This window comes from Psychrobacter sp. ASPA161_9, assembly GCF_051970275.1.
Lineage (GTDB): Bacteria > Pseudomonadota > Gammaproteobacteria > Pseudomonadales > Moraxellaceae > Psychrobacter.
Genome location: NZ_JBEFNI010000006.1, coordinates 1 through 21,944 on the forward strand (window position 1 = coordinate 1; position 21,944 = coordinate 21,944).

At 42.2% G+C, this 21,944-nt stretch carries 18 protein-coding genes; 5 read left to right on the top strand and 13 right to left on the bottom strand.

Going from position 1 to position 21,944, the window contains the following annotated elements; translation table 11 throughout:
- Positions 1-66: 66 nt before the first annotated feature.
- Complete coding sequence (locus tag ACTQ9S_RS08045; RefSeq protein WP_068035573.1) at positions 67-687, bottom strand: hypothetical protein; 621 nt, start codon at positions 685-687, stop codon at positions 67-69.
- A gap of 281 nt (positions 688-968) precedes the next feature.
- Positions 969-2,753 carry a 2-isopropylmalate synthase gene (gene leuA / locus ACTQ9S_RS08050; RefSeq protein ID WP_440454650.1) on the bottom strand — a complete coding sequence of 595 codons (1,785 nt, stop codon included), beginning with the start codon at positions 2,751-2,753 and terminating at the stop codon, positions 969-971.
- Positions 2,754-2,957: 204 nt separating this feature from the next.
- On the opposite strand from leuA, the gene ACTQ9S_RS08055 reads away from it, so the two are divergent.
- A complete protein-coding gene (locus tag ACTQ9S_RS08055; RefSeq protein ID WP_068035569.1) occupies positions 2,958-3,446 on the top strand; it encodes an Lrp/AsnC family transcriptional regulator in 489 nt (162 codons plus the stop codon).
- Between the two features lie 10 nt (positions 3,447-3,456).
- Here ACTQ9S_RS08055 and ACTQ9S_RS08060 read toward each other — a convergent pair whose 3' ends face one another.
- The 5 genes from ACTQ9S_RS08060 to ACTQ9S_RS08080 all read right to left on the bottom strand — a co-directional run bounded on the left by ACTQ9S_RS08060 (position 3,457) and on the right by ACTQ9S_RS08080 (position 9,766).
- A complete protein-coding gene (locus ACTQ9S_RS08060) occupies positions 3,457-4,737 on the bottom strand; it encodes a YbfB/YjiJ family MFS transporter (protein WP_440454651.1) in 1,281 nt (426 codons plus the stop codon).
- Positions 4,738-4,847: 110 nt separating this feature from the next.
- The gene (locus tag ACTQ9S_RS08065) at positions 4,848-6,200 is read right to left on the bottom strand and encodes an ABC1 kinase family protein (RefSeq protein ID WP_440454652.1); all 1,353 of its coding nucleotides are present in this window, start codon (positions 6,198-6,200) and stop codon (positions 4,848-4,850) included.
- A 91-nt stretch (positions 6,201-6,291) separates the two neighbouring features.
- Positions 6,292-7,092 (bottom strand): HesA/MoeB/ThiF family protein, encoded by an 801-nt coding sequence (locus ACTQ9S_RS08070; RefSeq protein WP_440454653.1) that lies wholly within the window; start codon positions 7,090-7,092, stop codon positions 6,292-6,294.
- A gap of 49 nt (positions 7,093-7,141) precedes the next feature.
- On the bottom strand, positions 7,142-8,065 hold the full coding sequence (prmC, locus tag ACTQ9S_RS08075; RefSeq protein ID WP_440454654.1) for a peptide chain release factor N(5)-glutamine methyltransferase: 924 nt from the start codon (positions 8,063-8,065) through the stop codon (positions 7,142-7,144).
- Between the two features lie 39 nt (positions 8,066-8,104).
- Positions 8,105-9,766, bottom strand: coding sequence for an AmpG family muropeptide MFS transporter (locus tag ACTQ9S_RS08080; RefSeq protein ID WP_068035559.1), 1,662 nt, complete (start codon positions 9,764-9,766; stop codon positions 8,105-8,107).
- A gap of 741 nt (positions 9,767-10,507) precedes the next feature.
- On the opposite strand from ACTQ9S_RS08080, the gene katG reads away from it, so the two are divergent.
- The 4 genes from katG (at position 10,508) to ACTQ9S_RS08100 (ending at position 15,652) form a co-directional block, all read left to right on the top strand.
- Entirely contained in the window at positions 10,508-12,697 is a 2,190-nt protein-coding gene (gene katG, locus ACTQ9S_RS08085; RefSeq protein WP_440454739.1) for a catalase/peroxidase HPI, read from the top strand.
- A 321-nt stretch (positions 12,698-13,018) separates the two neighbouring features.
- Positions 13,019-13,948 carry a LysR substrate-binding domain-containing protein gene (locus ACTQ9S_RS08090; RefSeq protein ID WP_440454655.1) on the top strand — a complete coding sequence of 310 codons (930 nt, stop codon included), beginning with the start codon at positions 13,019-13,021 and terminating at the stop codon, positions 13,946-13,948.
- Positions 13,949-14,449: 501 nt separating this feature from the next.
- Positions 14,450-15,469 carry an LLM class flavin-dependent oxidoreductase gene (locus ACTQ9S_RS08095; protein WP_440454656.1) on the top strand — a complete coding sequence of 340 codons (1,020 nt, stop codon included), beginning with the start codon at positions 14,450-14,452 and terminating at the stop codon, positions 15,467-15,469.
- Between the two features lie 3 nt (positions 15,470-15,472).
- Positions 15,473-15,652: a hypothetical protein gene (locus ACTQ9S_RS08100; protein WP_068035554.1), complete on the top strand. Its 180-nt coding sequence runs from the start codon at positions 15,473-15,475 to the stop codon at positions 15,650-15,652.
- Between the two features lie 112 nt (positions 15,653-15,764).
- On the opposite strand, the gene ACTQ9S_RS08105 is transcribed toward ACTQ9S_RS08100, so the two are convergent.
- The 6 genes from ACTQ9S_RS08105 to grxD form a co-directional block, all read right to left on the bottom strand.
- Positions 15,765-16,796, bottom strand: a complete 1,032-nt coding sequence (locus ACTQ9S_RS08105; RefSeq protein ID WP_440454657.1) for an ornithine cyclodeaminase family protein — start codon at positions 16,794-16,796, stop codon at positions 15,765-15,767.
- Positions 16,797-17,079: 283 nt separating this feature from the next.
- The gene (locus ACTQ9S_RS08110; protein ID WP_440454658.1) at positions 17,080-18,039 is read right to left on the bottom strand and encodes an AEC family transporter; all 960 of its coding nucleotides are present in this window, start codon (positions 18,037-18,039) and stop codon (positions 17,080-17,082) included.
- 145 nt (positions 18,040-18,184) lie between these two features.
- Entirely contained in the window at positions 18,185-18,394 is a 210-nt protein-coding gene (locus tag ACTQ9S_RS08115) for a ChaB family protein (protein ID WP_068035549.1), read from the bottom strand.
- A gap of 216 nt (positions 18,395-18,610) precedes the next feature.
- Positions 18,611-20,509 (bottom strand): tRNA uridine-5-carboxymethylaminomethyl(34) synthesis enzyme MnmG, encoded by a 1,899-nt coding sequence (gene mnmG / locus ACTQ9S_RS08120; RefSeq protein WP_440454659.1) that lies wholly within the window; start codon positions 20,507-20,509, stop codon positions 18,611-18,613.
- Positions 20,510-20,803: 294 nt separating this feature from the next.
- The gene (locus tag ACTQ9S_RS08125) at positions 20,804-21,385 is read right to left on the bottom strand and encodes a hypothetical protein (protein WP_440454660.1); all 582 of its coding nucleotides are present in this window, start codon (positions 21,383-21,385) and stop codon (positions 20,804-20,806) included.
- A gap of 201 nt (positions 21,386-21,586) precedes the next feature.
- Positions 21,587-21,937, bottom strand: coding sequence for a Grx4 family monothiol glutaredoxin (grxD, locus tag ACTQ9S_RS08130; RefSeq protein WP_068035543.1), 351 nt, complete (start codon positions 21,935-21,937; stop codon positions 21,587-21,589).
- Between the last annotated feature and the right edge of the window lie 7 nt (positions 21,938-21,944).

Below are 21,944 nucleotides of genomic sequence, written 5' to 3' on the forward strand. Positions count from 1 at the left end.
AAGAAAGCGGGTTTTTTATGCGTTATAAATAAATTATTAGAGGGTTTTAAATATAAAACAAACTATTTAGGGCAGTACTCTATGGAAATTCATAAAGCATTCCTTACCATCAGGATCAGCACACCACTGCATTTGATTACCATCATGGTTCAAGTAAGCAATTAGTGCCTCGTCAGTCTGATCAATTTTATTACCTGAGCAATCTACTTCATTATTATCATAGACAGTTTTGATAGCAATAATAGGTAAACCTTCTTCACGATGCGTCACCAAATAGCGACCGTAAGTCCATTCTTTACCACTCACAGCCCACATCTCATTGTCTGAGCCAAAGTTATACAACTCTCGGCACTGAGTAGATTTTTTTGTTTTTACATTAGTGCTGGTCGCTGTATTGGGTGCGACCTTAAAGACACGGCGTTCACTTTGACCCAAAACACCATCTACTGCCCCAGCCGATACCTCAGGCTCGTTACTTTCTATATTTTGAATATTACCCGACGCTATTTGCTTCGCTGCAGCTTCTTTGGTCATGGTAACATCACTATCTAAATCTATCTCCCATTGACCAGCGATGGCAGGACTAATATGCGTTGTAATTACCGACTGACTAATAGGCTCGCTATTCGAAGGTAGTGAGGCTAAAACAGCTGCTAACGTAAATGAAGCAAACGAAATAGGTTCCATAATTAACCTTATACTTATAATAATGAGTTATGTACATACATTAGTGTAAGTCCTAGATACCAAACACACAAGTAACATTATGCTATAGGTAGTCGGATGTACAACCAATAAGTCATCCAATGACGTTTACATTAATATATCTATATATTGAAAAAGTAACAAAAAACACAGTTGTTATTTATAGTTGATGTTCATAGTTAATATTTATTAACCGTAAAAAATACCGCCATGTCCCTTTAAAAGATATGGCGGTACTTTAATTCAAGTCTAACTATTTAAACTTAAGCTGCCGTCATGCTTGGCGCTTGAGCAAATGCAGATAGTGCGCCTTTTAACATCGCCGATACCGTGCTGCTACAAGTGCCGATACCAGAGTAAACTGCTCCGTCAACATTAAGCTGAATATAAGCTGCCGCATTAGCATTGGTTTTGTTATCGCTGTTATTGTCATCATCGATACCATTACCACTATTATGCTGCGGATTGATAGCATGCTCAGCGTAATTGATAACGTGTATTGATTTACCAGTGTGCTGCGCAAGTCCGTCAATGAACGATGACAATGGACCATTACCTGTTCCATCAATCGTAATAGTATCGCTATTCATCTGTACTTGACCATTAAAGTAAACTTCACCGCCCTTATTATTGACACTATAGTCTAGTAACTCAAAGTTGCCTTGCTGCAAATATGTATCTTCAAAGGTCTGTAAGATTTCATCGTTCTGTAATTCACGGGCAGCAGCTTCAGCTTGCTTTTGTACCACACCGCTAAAGTCAATTTGCATCCAGCGCGGCAAGTTAAATCCATAGTTGCGTTGCAAGATATAAGCGACGCCGCCTTTACCAGACTGACTATTGATACGTACTACATCTTGGTAGCTACGACCAATATGTGCAGGATCAATGGGTAGATAAGCGACATCCCATACATTATCAGTTTGATCTTGATGCTTCTCATTATAATCGAGAGACTTCTTGATGGCGTCTTGATGCGAGCCACTAAAGGCGGTAAATACTAGCTCACCCACATACGGATGACGTGGATGTAGCGGTAAATTATTACACTCGCTAACCACCTGCACAATCTCACTCATATTACTAAAATCAAGATCAGGATCGATACCTTGGCTGAATAAGTTCATCGCCATGACCATGATATCCATGTTACCAGTACGCTCACCGTTACCAAGCAAGGTGCCTTCGATACGATCTGCACCAGCAAGTACACCAAGCTCCGCAGCAGCAACCGCACAGCCTCGGTCATTGTGGGTGTGTAGACTAATAATGACATGCTCACGCTGCGCAAGATTACGGCAGAAGTATTCAACCTGATCTGCAAAGACATTAGGCATAGACGCTTCAACGGTCGCTGGTAAGTTAAGAATAACTTCCTGACCGTTCTGCGGCTGCCAAACTTCACACACAGCATCACAGACTTCTACCGCATATTCAGTTTCAGTTTGGCTAAAGCTTTCAGGTGAATACTGGAATACCCATTCTGTCTCTGGATATTTTGCCGCATACTGCTGTAATAGCTTGGCACCAGTAATCGCAATTTCTTTAATCTCAGACTTATCTTTACCATAAACCTTTTCACGCTGTATGCGGCAAGTTGAGTTATAGACATGGACAATGGCTCGCTTTGCGCCTTTTAATGATTCAAAGGTACGTGCAATCAAATGCTCACGCGCTTGTACCAATACCTGCAACGTCACATCTTCAGGTACATGGTTTTCTTCAATAAGTTTACGAGCAAAATCAAATTCAACCTGAGCGGCTGATGGGAAACCAATCTCAATCTCTTTAAAACCCACCTCAACTAAGGTTTTGAAAAAGCGCATTTTTTGTTCAATAGTCATCGGATCAATCAGAGCTTGATTGCCATCACGTAGATCAACACTCGCCCATATTGGCGATGTTTCAATAGTTTTACTTGGCCATGTTCGATCTGACAATGAAGGTGCAAACGCAAATGGACGATATTTACGGAAATCGAAAGCAGCGTTTTTGGGCGTAATCTTTGCAGTACGTGTGGTCGCATTGCGGGTGGCTTGGTCAGACATAATCAATCCTTTTAGACGATATGATGAGCTAGATATATATCTAACTAAATGGCGTTATCATAAGAGATAATAGTTATGTCATTATAATAGCAAAGATTTTGAAGTGAAAAGCAGCTTTATTAAACAATTTTATAATCATAATTAGTGATTATCGCTAATTTTATAGATATAATCAGTGCAAACCACTAATGCTAGGTAAAAACGATGACTGATAGCCGCTTTGCCCATCAAATTACACATACTATTGACGATATTGACAAGCGTCTTTTACGTCTATTACAGACTGACGCACGGATGAGCATTACTGAGCTGGCTGAAAACGTTAACCTATCAGCTACTCCCTGCGCACGCCGTATCAAACGTCTAGAAGACGCAGGCATTATCACTGGTTATCATACTCAGACAGACGCAGAAAAGCTTGGCTATCCGCTCGCTATATTTATCGCTATTAGTATGGATCGCCACACAGCTGAGCGTTTTGAGCAGTTTGAAAAAAAGGTGCAAAGCTTCGATGAGGTTATCAGTTGCAGCATCGTTACAGGCCGTTCTGAAGACTACTTAATTAAAGTACGAGTACGTGATATGGCACACTATGAGGAGTTTTTATTACATCGGCTAAATCGTATTGAAGGCGTTGCACAAGTACATACTAGCTTTGAGTTACGAGAAGTTTTTAGCCGCAGCATTGTCTAAAAAACTACTTTTAAGAATAACTATTACGCTGCCGACTAAATAGAATTATTAGAAAAAGTCCAACCAATAGCCCGATAGCAGCGACCAATAGGCCAGCATTAAAATTATCATCCTGCCCTGCTAATGCGACCGTCACTAATGGTCCAATAAACTGACCTAGCGCATAGGCCAAAGTTGCTAATCCTATCAGCAAATTAGAGTAGGCTGGATTGATATTTTTGATAATATTCAAGGTCATTGAAACCATACCAACAAAGGTTAATCCTAAAATTACCGCATTCGCGTATAAGCCAAATGCACCCTTGGACCATAAAGGTAAAAGCATCCCAAATGCTTGTAATAAGGTTAAACCCATCAAGGTTTTGGTCTCACCAATACGTTTAGCAAGCGCGCCCCACAGAGGATTGGACAGCATCGCAAAAATACCAACCAGCAACCAAATAAGCAGCCCAGCATAACTTTGGGTTGTAAGCCGCTGTGCTGCCATTACTGGCAAAAAGGTCGCTGATGTAATATAACCAAAACCTGCCAGCACATAGCTTGCTGACAACAGCATAATTGCTTTGGTATGTCCGGTGACTGCCTCGTATAATGAACGTTTAAAATTAATATAGGTTTGGCGTATAGATCGGTGCGCAGCATTGGACGATGAGTTTGCCAGCCGTGTCTCGCCAGATGCAGTTGTATTTGTATCTGCATTTATTGGTCGTATGCCATAGAGTAGCCAGAGCAGTGGCAAGCTACTCACGCCTGCTACCAGCCAGATAATATCGAAATGATAGCCGAGTATTAATAACCACCAAGTTAATACAGCTGAGAGGCTAATACCTACTCCTATCCCCGCATAATGTAATGCCGAAAGCACAGAGCGACGCTCAACGCTGAAGCTTTGAATCACCAATGATGAGCTCAAAATCATCGCCACCCCACTCGCGATACCTGCTAGCAAACGAATGACATACCATAAGTTTAATGACATATCCGGCACGACGAGCAGCATAGTCGTAAACACACTAACAATCGTCCATAGCATGAGCATTTGCCACGTGAGTCGCTGCGGAACAAACATGGCAATAAGCGCACCGATAAAGTAGCCAATATAATTAACTGAAGCTAGCCATCCAGCAATGGCCGTCGATAACGACAACTGAATCATGATATCAGGCAAGGTAGCCGTAAATAAAAAGCGCCCATAACCCATCACCACCGCTAGACAATAAAGACCTGTCCAAGCGATGGTAATTTCATTGGTAATAATAGGAAGAATGCGGCTTTTGAGAGCAGTCATCATGACAGAGCCAATTTGTGGTAATGGGCACACAATCCTTTGTGTTAAAAATCTACAGATAATACTTAAAATCGGAAATACACTATAAAAACCGAATAAAAGCTACTCAAAAACTACGAAACGTTAAGTGCGGGCGTTGAAGTTTGCTCTGTATCGGTCTGCCCTAATATCTGTACCCGTTGGTCGCTAAACATATCCATATCAGGGGCTAAAGTACGCATAAACCGATCAAAATATAACAGCTGCTTGGTCAGTAAAGCGAAATCACGTGGGAAATGAATACCATGACGTTTACCCACTTCAACGATTTCAAGCATCATTTGATTCAGCTCATCAGCCTGCTCTTTACTGTTAAAAGGCACACCGCTTGTAAACGTAATATCTTCTGCCATGATGGTTTTCATCATGCGTTGTAAATCATTTGCTAAATCAAGCTCATCGACATTACTACGACCACGGGTCATCTCCATATCGATCATATGCTGTGCCATTGCTTGATAGTTATTATCTTGCAAGGCCTGCATCATGCCCATACAGGCACGCCAACTTTCGGCCTTTAGTTTGCCCACAATACCGAAATCCAAAAAGCCAATTCGGCCATCGGTTAAGAGCATTAAGTTGCCTGCATGCAGGTCAGCGTGGAAACTATTGCAGAACATAAGGCTTGCAAACCACGTATTCAACGTATCTGCCATCACTTGGGCTGGGTCATCACAATACTGGCGCATTGCCGTCTCATCAATCATGGAGACGCCATGTAACCGACTCATAGTCAGCACGCGCTTAGTAGTCAGCTCATCATAGACTTGCGGCGCAACCACCTTGGTATTCCCTGATACAGCCAAAAACTGCTGAAAATCACGAATATTTTGGGCTTCAGCAATAAAGTCGGTCTCAGCAAGCATGCGCAAACGAATCTCATCGATAATCGGTGCGATACTAGCAAACCTCATTGAAGGCATTAGCAGCTCAATCAGTTTGGTGACCCCATGCAACACTCCCAAATCGGTTTGCATGATGGTTTCGACTTCAGGCTTTTGCACCTTTAATACCACTTCATCACCATTATGCAAACGCGCGGCATGCACTTGGGCGATGGAGGCTGATGCTAATGGTTTTTCGTCAATAAATGTAAACTTATCAGCCAGCGTTTGCCCATCGACTGCCAGCTCAGCCGTCAATACCTGCTTGATGTAAGCGTAGGATAATGGGGTCGTTTGATCCAAACAATCTTGAAACGCTTCTACATATTCACGCGGGAATAAAGATGGCGTACTGGCTATAAACTGGCCGATTTTAATATAAGTAGTACCAAGCTGCTCAAAGGTATCCTTTAATAATCTTGCATCAGGCTTCTCGCCTTTTGCGACTCTTAGCGCAGATAAGCCAGCGACACTGACCGTCTGACGCATACGGTTAACCACATTGAACGAATGCTTTAGTAAATGAGGGCGATGAATTTTCATAAGAAACAACTATGGTAATAAAAAGAAGGGATAAGAATAAGTAAAGTAAAATATGAACGAGTTGAACGCTTGCTAATGGTCTGCTTAAAAATCATTGGGAAAAATTGGCACAAACCGGACAATGAACATCTTGTCGGTAGCCCATCAACCGTTGCTGCATCTGGCTACCATCCCATATTAGCAGTTTGTTTGTCAGTGGATTTTTGGTTAATCCCAAATACTGCAACGCAGCATTGGCCTGCAAATTACCCATGATGGCTGTCGTGCTGGCGAGCACCCCTGAATTGGCACAGGTACGTTCATCAGCCTCTGCATCAACTGCTACTGAGCCAAACACGCAATGATAGCAGCCTGTATTAAGATGCGGCTCATACAACGCTAATTGTCCCTGCATGGCTATCGCTGAGGCAGATAATAAAGGGATCTGGTAGCGCACACTAATGCGATTAATGATGTCACGCGTCGCAAAGTTATCGGTACAATCTAATAAAAGATCAGGCTTACCTGTCGCCATATCAAGAAAATCATAAGCATTGTCTTCACTCAGCCGTGCAACCGTACCACGAGCAGTTATTAAAGGATTAATCCTCTCTAACATCTCGGCAGCGGTCAACGCCTTGGGCTTACCGATATCTTCAGGTAAGAATAGCGTTTGCCGCTGTAAATTGCTTGCCTCAATCTCATCATCATCAATCAGATGAATTTGCCCAAGTCCTGCACGTACTAAGGTCTCAGAAGCCGGACAACCTAAGCCGCCTGCGCCTATCATGACCACTCGCGATACTTTTAAACGTAGCTGCGCATCGATATCCCAGCCCTCGAGCAATACCTGCCGCGCATAACGCATCAACTCATCATCTGATAGCGCAACTGTCTCTGCTGAATAAGTCATATTTATCACCAAAATTATTACTTAGATTACCGCATAAAAAATACAATTATCAAAGCTGCCCCAACGTAACCCGATCATTGCCGCCAAAATCCTGCACCGTTTGTACCGCTGTAAAGTCATTATCTGACAATATTTGACGTACTGCTTCACCTTGATCAAAACCATGTTCAATCGCCAACAGTCCACCTATACGTAAATATTGCGGTGCTTGCTGGACAATATGTTCTATATCGGCCAATCCATGATTAGGTGCACTCAAAGCACTAATAGGCTCAGCCTGCAAACAAGTTAAATGCTCGTCCGACTCATCAATATAAGGCGGATTTGAGACAATCACATCGAATAAACTCTCGTCCTGAGTAGACAGCTCGTCATACCAGCTGCTTTGTACAAACTCAATATTGGCGACATCATTGATAACGCCATTATGTTTAGCAACTTTCAACGCTTCTAGCGATAAATCAACTGCTACCGTTTGCCAATTACCATGTTTCGATTTGTGTTTTAACTCATGTGCCAAGCTAATGGCAATACATCCTGATCCAGTACCCAAATCTAACAAGCGCTTTGGTTTATTATCATCACCTACATTTTTTAGCTGAGAATGTATCCAATTTAAAACTTGTTCGACCAAAATTTCAGTGTCAGGTCTAGGAATTAACGTATGCTCATTGACGGTAAAGTTGAGCGACCAAAACTCTTGCTGTCCCGTTAAATAAGCGAGCGGTGTACCTGTTTGCATCTGAACCACACCTGCATAGAACTGCTCATACTCAGACTCAGTCAGCTCATAGCTTTCATCAGTGATTAAGAATATGGCAGGCTTATCCAACACATGTAGTAGCCAGTCTGTTATCCAAAACTTAGGCATCTCATTTACTGAAACCCCAGCTGCCGCTACATTTTCCATTGGTTGATGGCTTTGCCGCTTGATTTGCTTTACTGTCATGTTCTGTACTTTAGGTAGTATCATTACTGACTCTTAAAAATCGTTTATTTGCTTATCTCAGGCTTAATCGGTAGCCCGTGGTGGCTCATTGGTATTTGTCAAATTAGGGTTCGCCTTCGTTAGTATCGGTTTACCATTATTATCACCATCATTATTAGTGTCATCGTCGCCATAAATGTCGTCATTATCACCAATGACAATATGCTTATCGACAAAATAAATTAATGCCAAAATAGGAATACCAATAGCGAAGGTAAAGATAAAGAAGAACGGATAACTGGTGCTATCAACGATGGTACCAGAATAACCACCCAGTACCTTTGGCAATAAGGTCATGAGTGATGAAAATATCGCATACTGTACAGCGGTAAAGCGAATAGAGGTCAGTGCAGACAAGAAAGCAATGAATACAGCACTAGCAAGACCTGCAGCAAGGTTATCAAAGATCACAGCTAGATACATGTAAGGCATGCTACCTGGATGATATGTCAACAATACGAACAACAAGTTGGTGGTACAAGCCAATATTGCCCCGACCATCATTGCCTGCATCATACGCAGTTTTTGTGCCAATAACCCACCTAAAAAGCCGCCAGCAATCACCATAATGACGCCGACCAATTTGACAGCATTTGCAATATCAGTCTTAGTAAAACCCATATCCTGATAGAAAACGTTGGAAATCACACCTGCGACAATGTCTGAAATACGATATAAACCAATAAGTGCTAGGAGCAATAATGCTTTTTTGCCATAACGACGGAAAAAGTCAGCAATAGGCTCAACCCAAGTTGTTTTGGCGACTTCTGCTTCTACAAGATTGACCTTCACTAACCCATAACCAATAATCAAGGCAACTATTAAGCTCAATACCATACGTACTAATTCATACAGAAACCCTAAAAGTGCACTTTCTGTTTCGGGCAATAACGATCCCAAATTAGCAAATATGAATACAAAGCCTACGACCGATAATGCAAATACCAATACTAAACGCGAATAGTCCGAGGTTTTACGTTCAACACGCACCTGATTACTGACTGGTTCATGAATGATCAAAGTGGTCGCTACACCAATTCCCATAACCCCTGCCATGACCCAGTAAGTATTACGCCACGCCTCATAACTATAAAACGTTTCAGTTGAGCCAAAATAATCTGCTAAATATAGCGCGCCTGCCCCTGCGACAATCATCCCTAAACGATAACCAGCCGTATACATCGCCGATAACACTGACTGGAGGCTTGGTGGCGCAAGCTCAATACGGTATGCATCAATGACAATATCTTGGGTAGCAGAAGAAAAACCAAGCAATACTGCGCCAATTGCCATATAAACAAGGCTGCCTTCATTGGTTGGGTTGACACTAGCCATGAGGCAAATCGCCAAAATAATCATCAACTGAGCGACTAATATCCAGCTACGACGTCGACCTAGTAGTTTGGTTAATATGGGAAGTGGTACTGCATCGACTAATGGCGCCCAAATAAATTTGAACGAATAACCAAGCGCTGCCCAACTAAACATCGTTACTACGCCGCGATCAATACCTGCCTCACGCAACCATAATGAAAGACTTGAAAATATAAGCAAAATGGGAATACCAGCAACAAACCCTAAGAACAGCATGATAATAGCGCGCCGGTCGAGATAGGCTTTGGCCGCGTCTCCCCATGACTTTTTGGCGACTGGAGGATTTGGGGGCACAGGTTGGACAGCAGACATAACAACTCACCAAAACTTGAGACAAAGAACACAACTATGCACAACTTTTATCAATCGTTAGCAGCAATAATTGATACTAAAAATCGATAAAAGTTGCTTAGAGTTGCATAAAGAAAGCCACACTTGCAGCAAAATTGAATTATGGTACTTCAGAACGCCTACCTTGACTAGACATTCTAACGATATTTTTGCATTAAAACGCTTGAGACCTATCTCAACAACCATATGTCAATTTACATAGTAAATCTATGTAGCATTAGCTTGCAGAAATATTAATTTATAGCTATTTATTACACAATTTTTCATTACTATCATTAAGGATTAATGTAACGTTATAGCTTTCTACCGCAATATAATAAAAATACAGCAGTAGAATGAAAAAAAATAAACCTAAAATTTTTTATGACGATTGAATTACGATGAGTTATATAAAACTTATAATTCTTATATATGAGTTTTATAAATAAACAGTCTTTATATATGCTTTATGTATGACCGATAATTATCGTAATTAGCCAGTTATCTTATTTACCACAAGAGCCTAGGAGTTATACGATGTCCAACTCGACCCCAACTGACAAAAATGCACCACTAGAAACTGGACGTTGCCCAGTTGAACACGGTAGTGACGATGCTCACAATAATGTCGCAACTAACACGACCTACGATCAAGGCGATGATAAAGGTCCAACTATCCATAGTGAAAACGTAGACCAATCACATGCACCGCAACGTCCTAGCATGGGCGGCTGCCCTGTCATGCATCAAGCGCACACCACCACTGCTTCTGCAGCAACCGACTGGTGGCCGAATAGCTTGAATTTAGATATTTTACATCAGCAAGACCAAAAAACTAATCCAATGGGTGCTGACTTTGACTATGCTGAAGCATTTAAACAGTTAGATTTAGAAGCCGTCAAACAAGATTTGAAAGCTTTGATGACTGAATCACAAGAATGGTGGCCAGCAGATTGGGGTCATTATGGTGGTCTGATGATTCGTATGGCTTGGCATTCGGCTGGTACTTATCGTAGTGCTGATGGTCGTGGCGGGTCTAATACAGGCAATCAACGCTTTGCACCACTGAACAGCTGGCCTGACAATGTTAACTTAGACAAAGCACGTCGCCTATTATGGCCTATCAAGAAAAAGTATGGCAATAAACTATCATGGGCTGATTTGATGATTTTGGCTGGTAACATGGCCTATGAGTCTATGGGATTTAAAACCTTAGGTTTCGCTGGTGGTCGCGCTGACATTTGGCATCCAGAAAAAGATATTTACTGGGGCTCTGAGCGTGAATGGCTTGCTGCAACTGAAAATCGCTACGAGAGTGACCAAGAGCGTACATCACTAGAAAACCCACTCGCAGCGGTACAAATGGGTTTGATCTATGTCAATCCTGAAGGGGTCGATGGCAACCCTGATCCACTAAAAACAGCTCAAGATATGCGCACAACCTTCGCCCGTATGTCGATGAATGACGAAGAAACGGTAGCATTGACTGCTGGTGGTCATACCGTTGGTAAGTGTCATGGTAATGGCGATGCAACGATACTAGAAGATGAGCCAGAAGCTGCGGATATGGCTGAACAAGGCTTAGGCTGGCATAATCCTAAAGGTAAAGGCAATGCAGGCGATACGGTTTCGAGTGGTATTGAAGGCGCATGGACTACCAACCCAACCCAATGGGATCATGGTTATTTTGAGCTACTCTTAGGTCATAACTGGGAATTAACCAAAAGCCCAGCAGGCGCATGGCAATGGGAGCCTACCGATATTCGTGAAGAAGATCGCCCATTAGATGCGCATGACCCAAGTGTACGCCGTAATCCGATCATGACCGATGCTGATATGGCACTGAAAAAAGACCCTATCTATCGTGAGATTTCAGAAAAATTCCATCAAAATCCAGAGTACTTCGATGAAGTATTTGCTAAGGCTTGGTTTAAACTGACGCATCGTGACTTAGGACCAAAAGCTCGCTACTTAGGGTCAGATGTGCCAAGCGAAGACTTTGTATGGCAAGATCCTATTCCCACAGGCAATACTGAATTGACGATTGATGATATGGCGACTTTAAAATCGCAAATATTAGACAGCGATTTGAGCCGCCGAGAGTTGATTATCACTGCTTGGGATAGCGCTCGTACTTTCCGTGTCTCAGACTATCGCGGCGGTGCTAACGGTGCGCGCATTCGTCTTGCGCCGCAAAAAGACTGGATCGGTAATGAGCCAGCACAACTACAACGCGTGCTTGAAACATTGACACGTATTCAAGCTGAGTTTGAAAAAGATGTTAGCTTAGCTGACCTCATTGTTCTAGCTGGTAATGCTGCGATTGAACAGGCTGCAGTTGATGCTGGCGTAGATATTAATGTGCCATTTAAAGCAGGACGCGGTGATGCTGAAGAAGCAATGACCGATACTGAATCTTTCGCAGATTTAGAGCCATTGCACGACGGTTATCGTAATTGGGTACAAGGCAACTATGCCGTAGCGCCTGAAGAAATGCTGCTTGATCGCACTCAATTAATGGGATTAACTGCTCCTGAGATGGTGGTATTAATCGGTGGTATGCGTGTTTTAGATACCAACCATGGTCAGAGTCAACAGGGCGTTTTTACTAAGAGACCTGGTGTGCTTACTAATGATTTCTTTGTTAATCTAACTGATATGAACTATACGTGGCATCCAGTCAAGACAAGCAACGATACACCTCATACCTCTAATCTTTATGAAGTACGCGAGCGTGGTACCGGAAAAACAAAATGGCAAGCAAGCCGTGTAGATTTGGTGTTTGGTTCAAACTCAATACTACGTGCTTATGCTGAGCTATATGCGCAAGACGATAATTTAGAAAAATTCGTCAATGATTTCGTCCGCGCTTGGAGCAAGGTCATGAACGCGGATCGTTTTGATATCGCATAAGGATTTTGTTTATCTAGATTAATCGCAATTATTAGATATAGAATAAAATTTTTCTAACACTAACGTAATAACCCTTATTTCACAAACAGCTACCTTCTAGAAGATAGCTGTTTTTTTGTTTATGATATTGGTCTCATTTAGGCTCATTGCTTCACATCGTACAAAGCAACCCCTCTATATTCCTAATTATTATAAATTGATAGCTATTTATTATATACAAGAATAATAGATTTGATTTACACTGGTCGCTTACTGCATATTTATACGTTTTTATTTTTATATACAGACAGGGTTTGTATATTTATACAATAGGATTAAGTTATGGCAATCGACGTAGTGGTCAATCAGCGGCATCTACAAATCCAACTCAAACAGTTGGAGACGGTATGGCATACGGTGATTAATGGCTATAACCTAAGTCAAGCAGCGACGGTATTGCATACCAGTCAGTCAAGCTTATCAAAGCATATTGCTGCACTTGAGAACCAACTCAAAACCGAAGTGTTCGTCCGTCAAGGCAAACGCTTAACTGGTCTTACGACCATGGGCACCGCGCTGATGCCGCATATTGAGTCTATCTTTGCTGAAATTCGTACGATTGAGAACCTTAGTCTTGATTTTAATAATCCAAATATTGGTACGTTAACGATTGCCACCACTCATACGCAAGCACGTTATGTATTGCCACAAGTGGTTAAAGAATTTAAAGAGCGTTTTCCTAAAGTTAATTTAATCCTGCAACAGGCTGACCCTGAGACTATCGCGCAGATGGTTATTCGTGGGCAGGCTGATATCGGTATTGCAACCGAGTCGTTGCTCCATAACAATTATCTACGTTGTTATCGCTATTACGATTGGACGCACCGTATTATTGTACCGAGTGATCATGAGCTTGCCGGACAAGAATCCATCGACCTACCTACTCTCGCTAGCTATCCGATAGTAACCTATCACGGGGGTTTTACGGGACGCAGCGCTATTGATAAAACCTTTGAGGCTGCAGGGTTAGAACCTGACATTGTATTAGCAGCGCTCGATGCTGATGTGATAAGTACCTACGTCGGCTTAGGATTGGGTATTGGAATTATCGCAGAGATGGCGTTTGAACCAAGCCATTATCAAAACCTTGTCGCCATTCCAGTGGATCATTTTGGACGCTTTACCAGCTGGATGGCGGTACGTGATGATGCAGAAATTCGCCAATATGGCCGTGCTTTTATGGAGCTGTGTCAAAAGCAGTTTAGCCAGTAGCTTTTTAAATAGTAACTACTATAAGCATAGCTAATTAACACTTGTGTTTATAAAAATTCAACGGCATCGTTATCAATAGATAGCGGTGCCGTTTGCTTTTCATACTGCTATTTTTGCTAAAAGTCTACATTGTATCTTGTACGCTTATCACATTATTAAGATTTGTTATCACCTTGAGTCTTGACCTTTATATTCAATATAACCGCCCCATCATACTAACTATTGAACAATCAGTAAGCAGTAACGTCAAACTAGTACCTTCTATAACTATAATTTAGGGCCTGTTGAACATTCAAATGTGGAACTGGCAGTGGCTAAAACTGCCTCAAACGGTGTTGTAAACCTAGCTAACTAAGGTCTAGACATTATCGTCGGTTTGGGTTTACGCCTAGTTTGGTACGATTTTAGCTATCAGCAGTCTTAATATTTGAATGTTCAACAGACCCAATACAAATATAATAATGTCGTTGAGATGCGGCACCATAAAAAAATAGGTGATTTATGAGTAACACAATTCCTTTATCCTTTTTAGACTTAGCTCCAGTTCCTGAAGGCAAATCCATCGCTGAAGGTATCGCCCAGACCGTTGAGACCGCACAACAAGCAGAAGAAGCCGGCTTCAACCGTTATTGGATGGCTGAGCACCACAATATGCCCGGTATCGCTAGTGCAGCGACCTCGGTGCTACTATCGCATATTGGTAGTCAAACCAAGCGCATACGTATTGGTGCAGGCGGTGTTATGCTCCCTAATCATGCCCCAATTGTCATTGCTGAGCAATTCGGAACACTTCAGGCGCTGTATGGCGACCGTATTGATTTAGGTTTGGGCCGCGCCCCTGGTACTGATGGTGCGACTTTTCAGGCTCTACGTCGGCAAATGAAAGATGCTGAGCGCTTTCCGCAAGATGTACAAGAACTAATGTACTTCTTGGGTGATGGCACAGATAATAGTCCTGTACAGGCATTCCCTGGGGCCAAATCAAACGTTCCTATTTGGATTTTAGGCTCATCGTTATTTGGTGCTACCCTAGCTGCGCATCTAGGACTACCTTATGTGTTTGCTTCTCATTTTGCACCGCAAATGCTCAATCAGGCTATTACGACGTATCGTGAACAATTCCAGCCTTCGGCCAATTTAGATAAGCCTTATGTCATGGTAGCAGCGAATTTACTACTTGCTGATGACGATGCGACCGCACATTATCACTTTACCTCAGCGCAGCAGAGTTTTGTGCGCTTGCGCCGCGGTGAAACGGGTCAAATGCCAAAACCGACTCATGATATGGATAGCATCTGGAGTCCAGCAGAAAAGATGATGGTAGACAGTGCGCTATCGATATCGTTCATTGGCTCTGTTGAGACCGTTAAACCGAAGCTTGCTGAGTTCCTTGCGAAATGTGAGCCGGATGAGCTGATTGTAACGGCAAACGTTTATGACCAAGCAGCGCGTTTACGTTCACTTGAACTTACACCTGAGCTAAATTTGTTTACTTTACAACAAGATAAGACGCTTGCATAATTAATGATGAACTCTAATGAGATTGCGGTCATGGAATCATCTACTTTTATCGGTTCATCAATATTTTTATACATTGTCGCATTTATCGCAGTGATGGTACTGGGTGGTTATCTGACGTATCATACTACTGCAAAACGGAAACGGCAGCTAAAAGATAAGCGCGATAGAGATAACCTAAATTAATGTACTTTAAATTAATGTTAAAAAAGCTACCTTCTCTTATTTGAAAAGGTGGCTTTTTTACGGTTCTAATAATTATAATAAATAACAAAGTACAAAGCGTTTTTAAATAGCCTTACCAATCAACTGACGATCCAAGATTCTTTTGTTCAGCTTGTTTTGCAACATATAGAGCAACTGCCGCATCAAAACTTGCCGCACCTACAGACTTAAACAAAGTGACTCCCTTATCAGATTTAGTGGCCTCTTCTTTTAGCGACCCCGTTACTAACGCTTGCAAGTCACCGCTGAGATCACCCCATGTCCATGCACAATCAGAGTTATCATGCGCTTGGATTAAATCGCCCGCTTCGTGACGGCTACCAGCCAAGTCGTCAACGACGACCATGCTACTGCTTGCAACAACGTCGTTGCCTATTTCTTTCATAGTCGGTTGATAAGCGCCTACCGCATTGATATGTGCATCAGTTTTAATTTGATCAATACTAAATAAACCTTCAGTAGCACGCGTTGCTACGTTAATAATATCTGCATCACGGACCGCATCACTTAACTCTGCGCAAACCTTAATTTCAACGTCCCACTGAGTATAATCACGGGCAAAACTCGTTTTAAATTGCTCTGCACCTTTATGATTTCTATTCCATAAATACACTGTTTTAATTTCAGGGCGTACTGTTAATACGGCGTTTAACTGCTCATAGGCCATACCACCACAACCGATAACAGCGACACTTTGGCAATCAGACTTTGCCATATACTTAGTAGCGATACCTGATAAAGCTGCCGTCCGCACCTGCGTAATATAAATGCCATCCATAATCGCTAATATCTCACCGGTATCATTGTTTGATACGGTGATAATAGCAGTGGTCGTTGGCATATCACGACTAGGATTATCAGGGCAAATAGTGACGAGCTTTACGGCAGTGTACTCTTTTTCACCATCATAAATAGTTGCTGGCATTGATAAATGCGAGCCTGAGCTATGCTTCTTATCTTCACTAAAGGTTTCAATGACTAGACGTTCAGGCGCTTTAATCCAATTAGGATGCGCCGCTTGCTGATGTAATAATTCTTCAATGGCATCAATGGCTGCTTGCATATTAAGATGTTCGGTCACTACCGCTTTGTTTAATAACTGCACTATGAGCACTCCTTGTTTATTAAATTTGTGAGTTTATAATCGTATTTATTATAAAGTTATTGTTACTTCCATCTATTCAATACTTAGATACATATCATCATGCCTTTATCTATCAGGCAAGGCAATAGGCGTAACGATAACACTTTAATGCTAAGTTGAAACATCACCCAGTAAATACTATTTTATTAAAAAACATTCAAAATAAAAATCTTGTCAGTTTTTTTAGGTAAATTAAAAAATGCGATTTGAGGTAGCTTCTCTAGATTGCCATTATATATGGTTACTACATCCACCCTAAAGCACGTAACATCGCCGCGCCAATCGCCATCCCAAACATTCCTACTACCGTGGTAAACGCCAAAATATTGGCTGCTAGCACGTCATTGCCACCCATGGCCTTTGCCATTACATAGCTAGCAGCTGCGGTCGGTGATGCGGCCATCAAAAACAACACGCCCATATGTACACCCGTCAGCCCAAAGCCCAATCCTACTGCGATAGCGATTATTGGCGCAATAACAATGCGGCCAATACTGGCTTGCATGGATAATCCTGAAGGATGCAGCATCGACTTTAAGTCAATACTAGCACCAGCGCAAATCAGTGCTAATGGCAGTGCTACAGCTGCTAGTAAGTCGCCAGTCGTATGAATGACACCAGTGAGTGGCGGCAACATAAGAGCCTTGTAAGCAAAGGCGGCTAGTAAGGCGATGATTAATGGATTGGTAAATAGTTTTTTGATGATCATGGTACTGCGACTAGCCCACGTATCGTCTACACTCTTTGACACACGGCTGAGGGTAATAACGGCTAAGATATTAAATAATATCGTCACCACACCCATATATACCGCACCGATACTTAAGCCCCGCTCTCCATAGGCGTTAGCAACTGTCGCCAGTCCAATAATAGCCATATTGCTGCGAAATATACCTTGTACAAATACCCCTTGATCCGCTGGACGACTGACAAAACGCTTGGCATAAATTTCTGCACCGATAAATAAGATAAAGGTCACTAAAATACCAGCAACTATCAGCGTGATTTGTTTGCCATAATCAACATCACTATCGACCACACTAAAGAAAAGCAAAGATGGCAAACAGTAATTAAATACGAAGTTTGAGGACTGATCGATAAAGGTCTGACTCGCCTCGCCGCGTCTTTGCATAAAAAAGCCCAATCCCATTAAAGCAAGGTTGGGCAGTACAATAGTAATCGCAAAAACAATGGCTTCGATCATAGATAAGCTCGGATCAGCAATATGCTCAAAGCTATGTTGTCAAAGCCATGAGCATATACTTGTTATAGGTCGGATTAAATAATGGAAGATTAAAATGTCATAGAGTACAGCATTATAGAATGAGACATTACAGTGTACTTCATATCTATTTATGATCTGGTTTTTTTACCCATTTACCGTCAGAATTTTTTTCGTAGACATTCTCAACGGCTGCCCATGCGGTAGCAAACCAACGTGACTCCTCATCATACTGTTTACTCGCACTATTGAACGCCGCACGAAAGATTTCTTGTGCATGTTTAGGTAAGTTGTCTTTTACCGCATCCGGTAAGTCTGATAATTTATCATAAGGCATAAAAGCATTCCTTGTCTGTAATCGACTAACGCCATTATCTTTAACAATCCTATTCTACCTATTATTTGTTCTCAAAACAGAATAGAGCAGTATTATGCTGTTTTTAAATTGTTAAGAGCATTGTTAGGCGCTTGACCATAAAAAGAACCCATAACGAAACAACGTTATGAGCTCTTTTTAAGATTCTTTACTCAGTGTTCTTTTTTTAGTGATGTTTTACGACAAATTCAAAGCTGCTGCGACTTTTTTGTGCTTTTTGACTGTCATGGCTAATAATTGAATAGCCGCAGGAGTCACACCACTCACGCGCCCAGCTTGGGCAAGCGTGGCAGGACGTACTTGCGTTAGCTTTTGCACAATCTCATTTGATAGCCCTGACACTATACTATAGTCAAAATCGATTGGCAGTGCCGTATTCTCTAAGCGCTTCATTTGATCAATATCTTCTTGCTGACGATCGATGTAGCCGGCGTACTTGACAGAAATTTCAATCTGCTCACCTACCTGTGCATCAACTTGCGAATCAGTAATCGCAGCGATATCGGCAAAGTGGATTTGCGGACGTTTCAGCAAATCAAAAGCGGTCGCTTCTTTGCTAAGTATTTCGCCTGTTTGCTCAGTGACTTTTTGTCCTAGAGCATTCGCAGGGGTTGCCCACATATCTTTTAGACGAGCAGACTCAGTAGCGATAGATTCCATTTTTTGTTCATAAGCTTGCCAACGCACGTCATCAACCAAGCCAAGTTTACGACCCGTCTCAGTCAAGCGTTGATCCGCATTATCTTCACGTAGTAATAAGCGATACTCTGCACGGCTAGTAAACATACGATACGGCTCAGTAGTGCCATGAGTGATCAGATCATCGACAAGCACGCCAAGATAAGCTTCATCACGGCGCGGTGTCCAAGTTTCAAACTCACTATTATTAGTGGTCACTAACGCCGCATTCGTCCCTGCTAGCAGACCCTGCACGCCCGCTTCTTCATAGCCAGTCGTACCGTTGATTTGACCCGCAAAGTACAGGCGATCAATAGATTTGGTCTCAAGCGTTGGCCTGAGGTTTTGTGGATCAAAATAATCATATTCAATCGCATAACCGGGACGGGTAATGTGCGCGTTTTCGAGTCCTTTCATACTATGAATAAAGTCTAATTGCACATCAAATGGTAAGCTGGTTGAGATACCATTTGGATACAGCTCATGCGTGGTCAGACCCTCTGGCTCAATAAAGATTTGATGACTATCTTTATCAGCAAAGCGGTGAATTTTATCTTCAATCGATGGGCAATAACGTGGACCCACGCCTTCGATTTTTCCAGAGAACATCGGTGAGCGATCTAAATTCTCACGGATAATGTCATGAGTACGCGCATTAGTATGCGTGATATAACAATTGACCTGCTCAGGGTGCATGGATACATCACCCATATAGCTCATTACTGGCAACGGTGTATCACCCGGCTGTACTGTCATCACACTAAAGTCAACGCTACGCGCATCGATACGCGCGGGCGTGCCTGTCTTTAGACGTCCAACTGGCAGCTTTAGCTCACGCAAACGGTCTGCCAATTTAATGGAAGGTTGATCTCCTGCGCGTCCGCCTTTTGAGTTCTCAAGACCGATGTGAATGACACCGCCCAAGAATGTTCCTGAAGTCAAAACCACAGTTTCGGTCTTAAAGATAATGCCAGTGGAGGTGACAACCGCCGTCGCGCGACCATTTTCTACCAAAATATCATCAGCACCTTGTTGGAATAAATCAAGGTTGGGCTGATTTTCAAGCGTCTCACGAATGGCGGCTTTGTACAAAATACGATCCGCTTGCGCACGGGTGGCACGTACTGCCGCACCTTTGCGACTATTCAATACGCGAAACTGGATACCTGCCTTGTCGGTTGCCAATGCCATAGCACCACCCAACGCATCAATCTCACGTACTAAATGTGATTTGCCGATACCGCCAATCGCCGGATTACAGCTCATCTGACCGAGCGTCTCAATATTATGCGTCAACAGCAAGGTCTGCGCGCCCATACGTGCGGCTGCCAGAGCAGCTTCGGTACCGGCGTGACCGCCACCGATGACTACCACGTCGTAATGTTTTGGATATTGCATGCATGCCTCGCTTGAATGACGATGTTTATAGCGACAAGTTACCAATTACTGAATATAACTTGTCGCGTGATAAAGGGGCGTCAATCGTATTTTAAGAACGGATAAGATAAGTTGTTAGAAACCTTTAAAAGCAAAAGAAACTAAATAGATAACTGGCAATTATAACAATTTTTCGCTGCTTAAAAAACGTTACGGTAAAAACTATTAAAATTAACCTGTGGCAGTAAAAGTTAGGCCATAAGAGCCATCTAATTAAGGTTTAATTGTCATTGTTATTATCATTATCATTTTGGTTTAGCTTAAATTATTACCAGGACTCAGCGGCACAATACGATCTGCGTGACCGCTACCTAGCATATGCTGACTACCATAACCCTCTGGATTAATCTGCAAGTAGGCATTCATCTGCCCGATCGCATCACCGTCATCACTGGCTAAAATTTGATCTTTAATCAGTTCAACTGGTGGCAGTGGTAAGTTTTTGAGTAATGCCAAGCGCTGATCGTTATCGCCTTTATTGACGACCAACTCAATTAGCTGACGCGCATCAATCGGCAAATCTGGTGTATTTTGCGCCATCAATGCTAGGTGATAAGCACCCGCCGTATCTTGATCCGCAATGACACGTTGTTCGATAGCGACATATGTACTCTCAGTCGCACCACCTGCCACACTAAGCTGATGGATACATTTGAGTGCTGAATTCGGCTCATTGCCCGCAATATCAATAATACGCGTAGATTCATTTTTTAGGTGTTCACGGCGCTTCTCGATAGCAGCTTGCTCGAGCGCTTCTTGTTGCTCATTTTGCTGATCGTTTTTTTGGTCAATGGCTTGCTGTTCGGTTAATTCACTATTATTTAATTGATTATTCATAAGTATCTCTTATTATTTAAACTGGATTTATCTTGAACACTATATGGGGCTAAAACCTATAAAAACAACCAATTACCAAGACAATAAAAAACCCGAGTAACCATTCCAATTTATTAGGAAAGGCTACTCGGGTTTGCTTGGCTTCAATATTGTGGGGCGTTTATTTAGACATTAATACAGTCCAATACAAGCGCTCAAACATTAAGCAGCAGGGCTGTTTGCTTCAACCAACGGCTTAAGCTCGCCTGATTGATACATCTCTAAAATGATATCTGACCCGCCCATCAACTCACCATCAATCCATAATTGCGGGAAAGTTGGCCAATTGGCGATTTTCGGTAAAGTAGCACGGATTTCTGGATTTTCTAAAATATTTACAAACGCAAATGGACGACCGATTTGGGTCAACACTTCGATAGAGCGTGCTGAAAAACCACACTGCGGGAATTGCGGCGTACCTTTCATATATAAGATAACTTTATTATCTTTAATTTGATCACGAATCAGTTGTTCAACATCGTTTGCAGCGGTATTTGGGGTTTGCTCACTCATAAAAGCT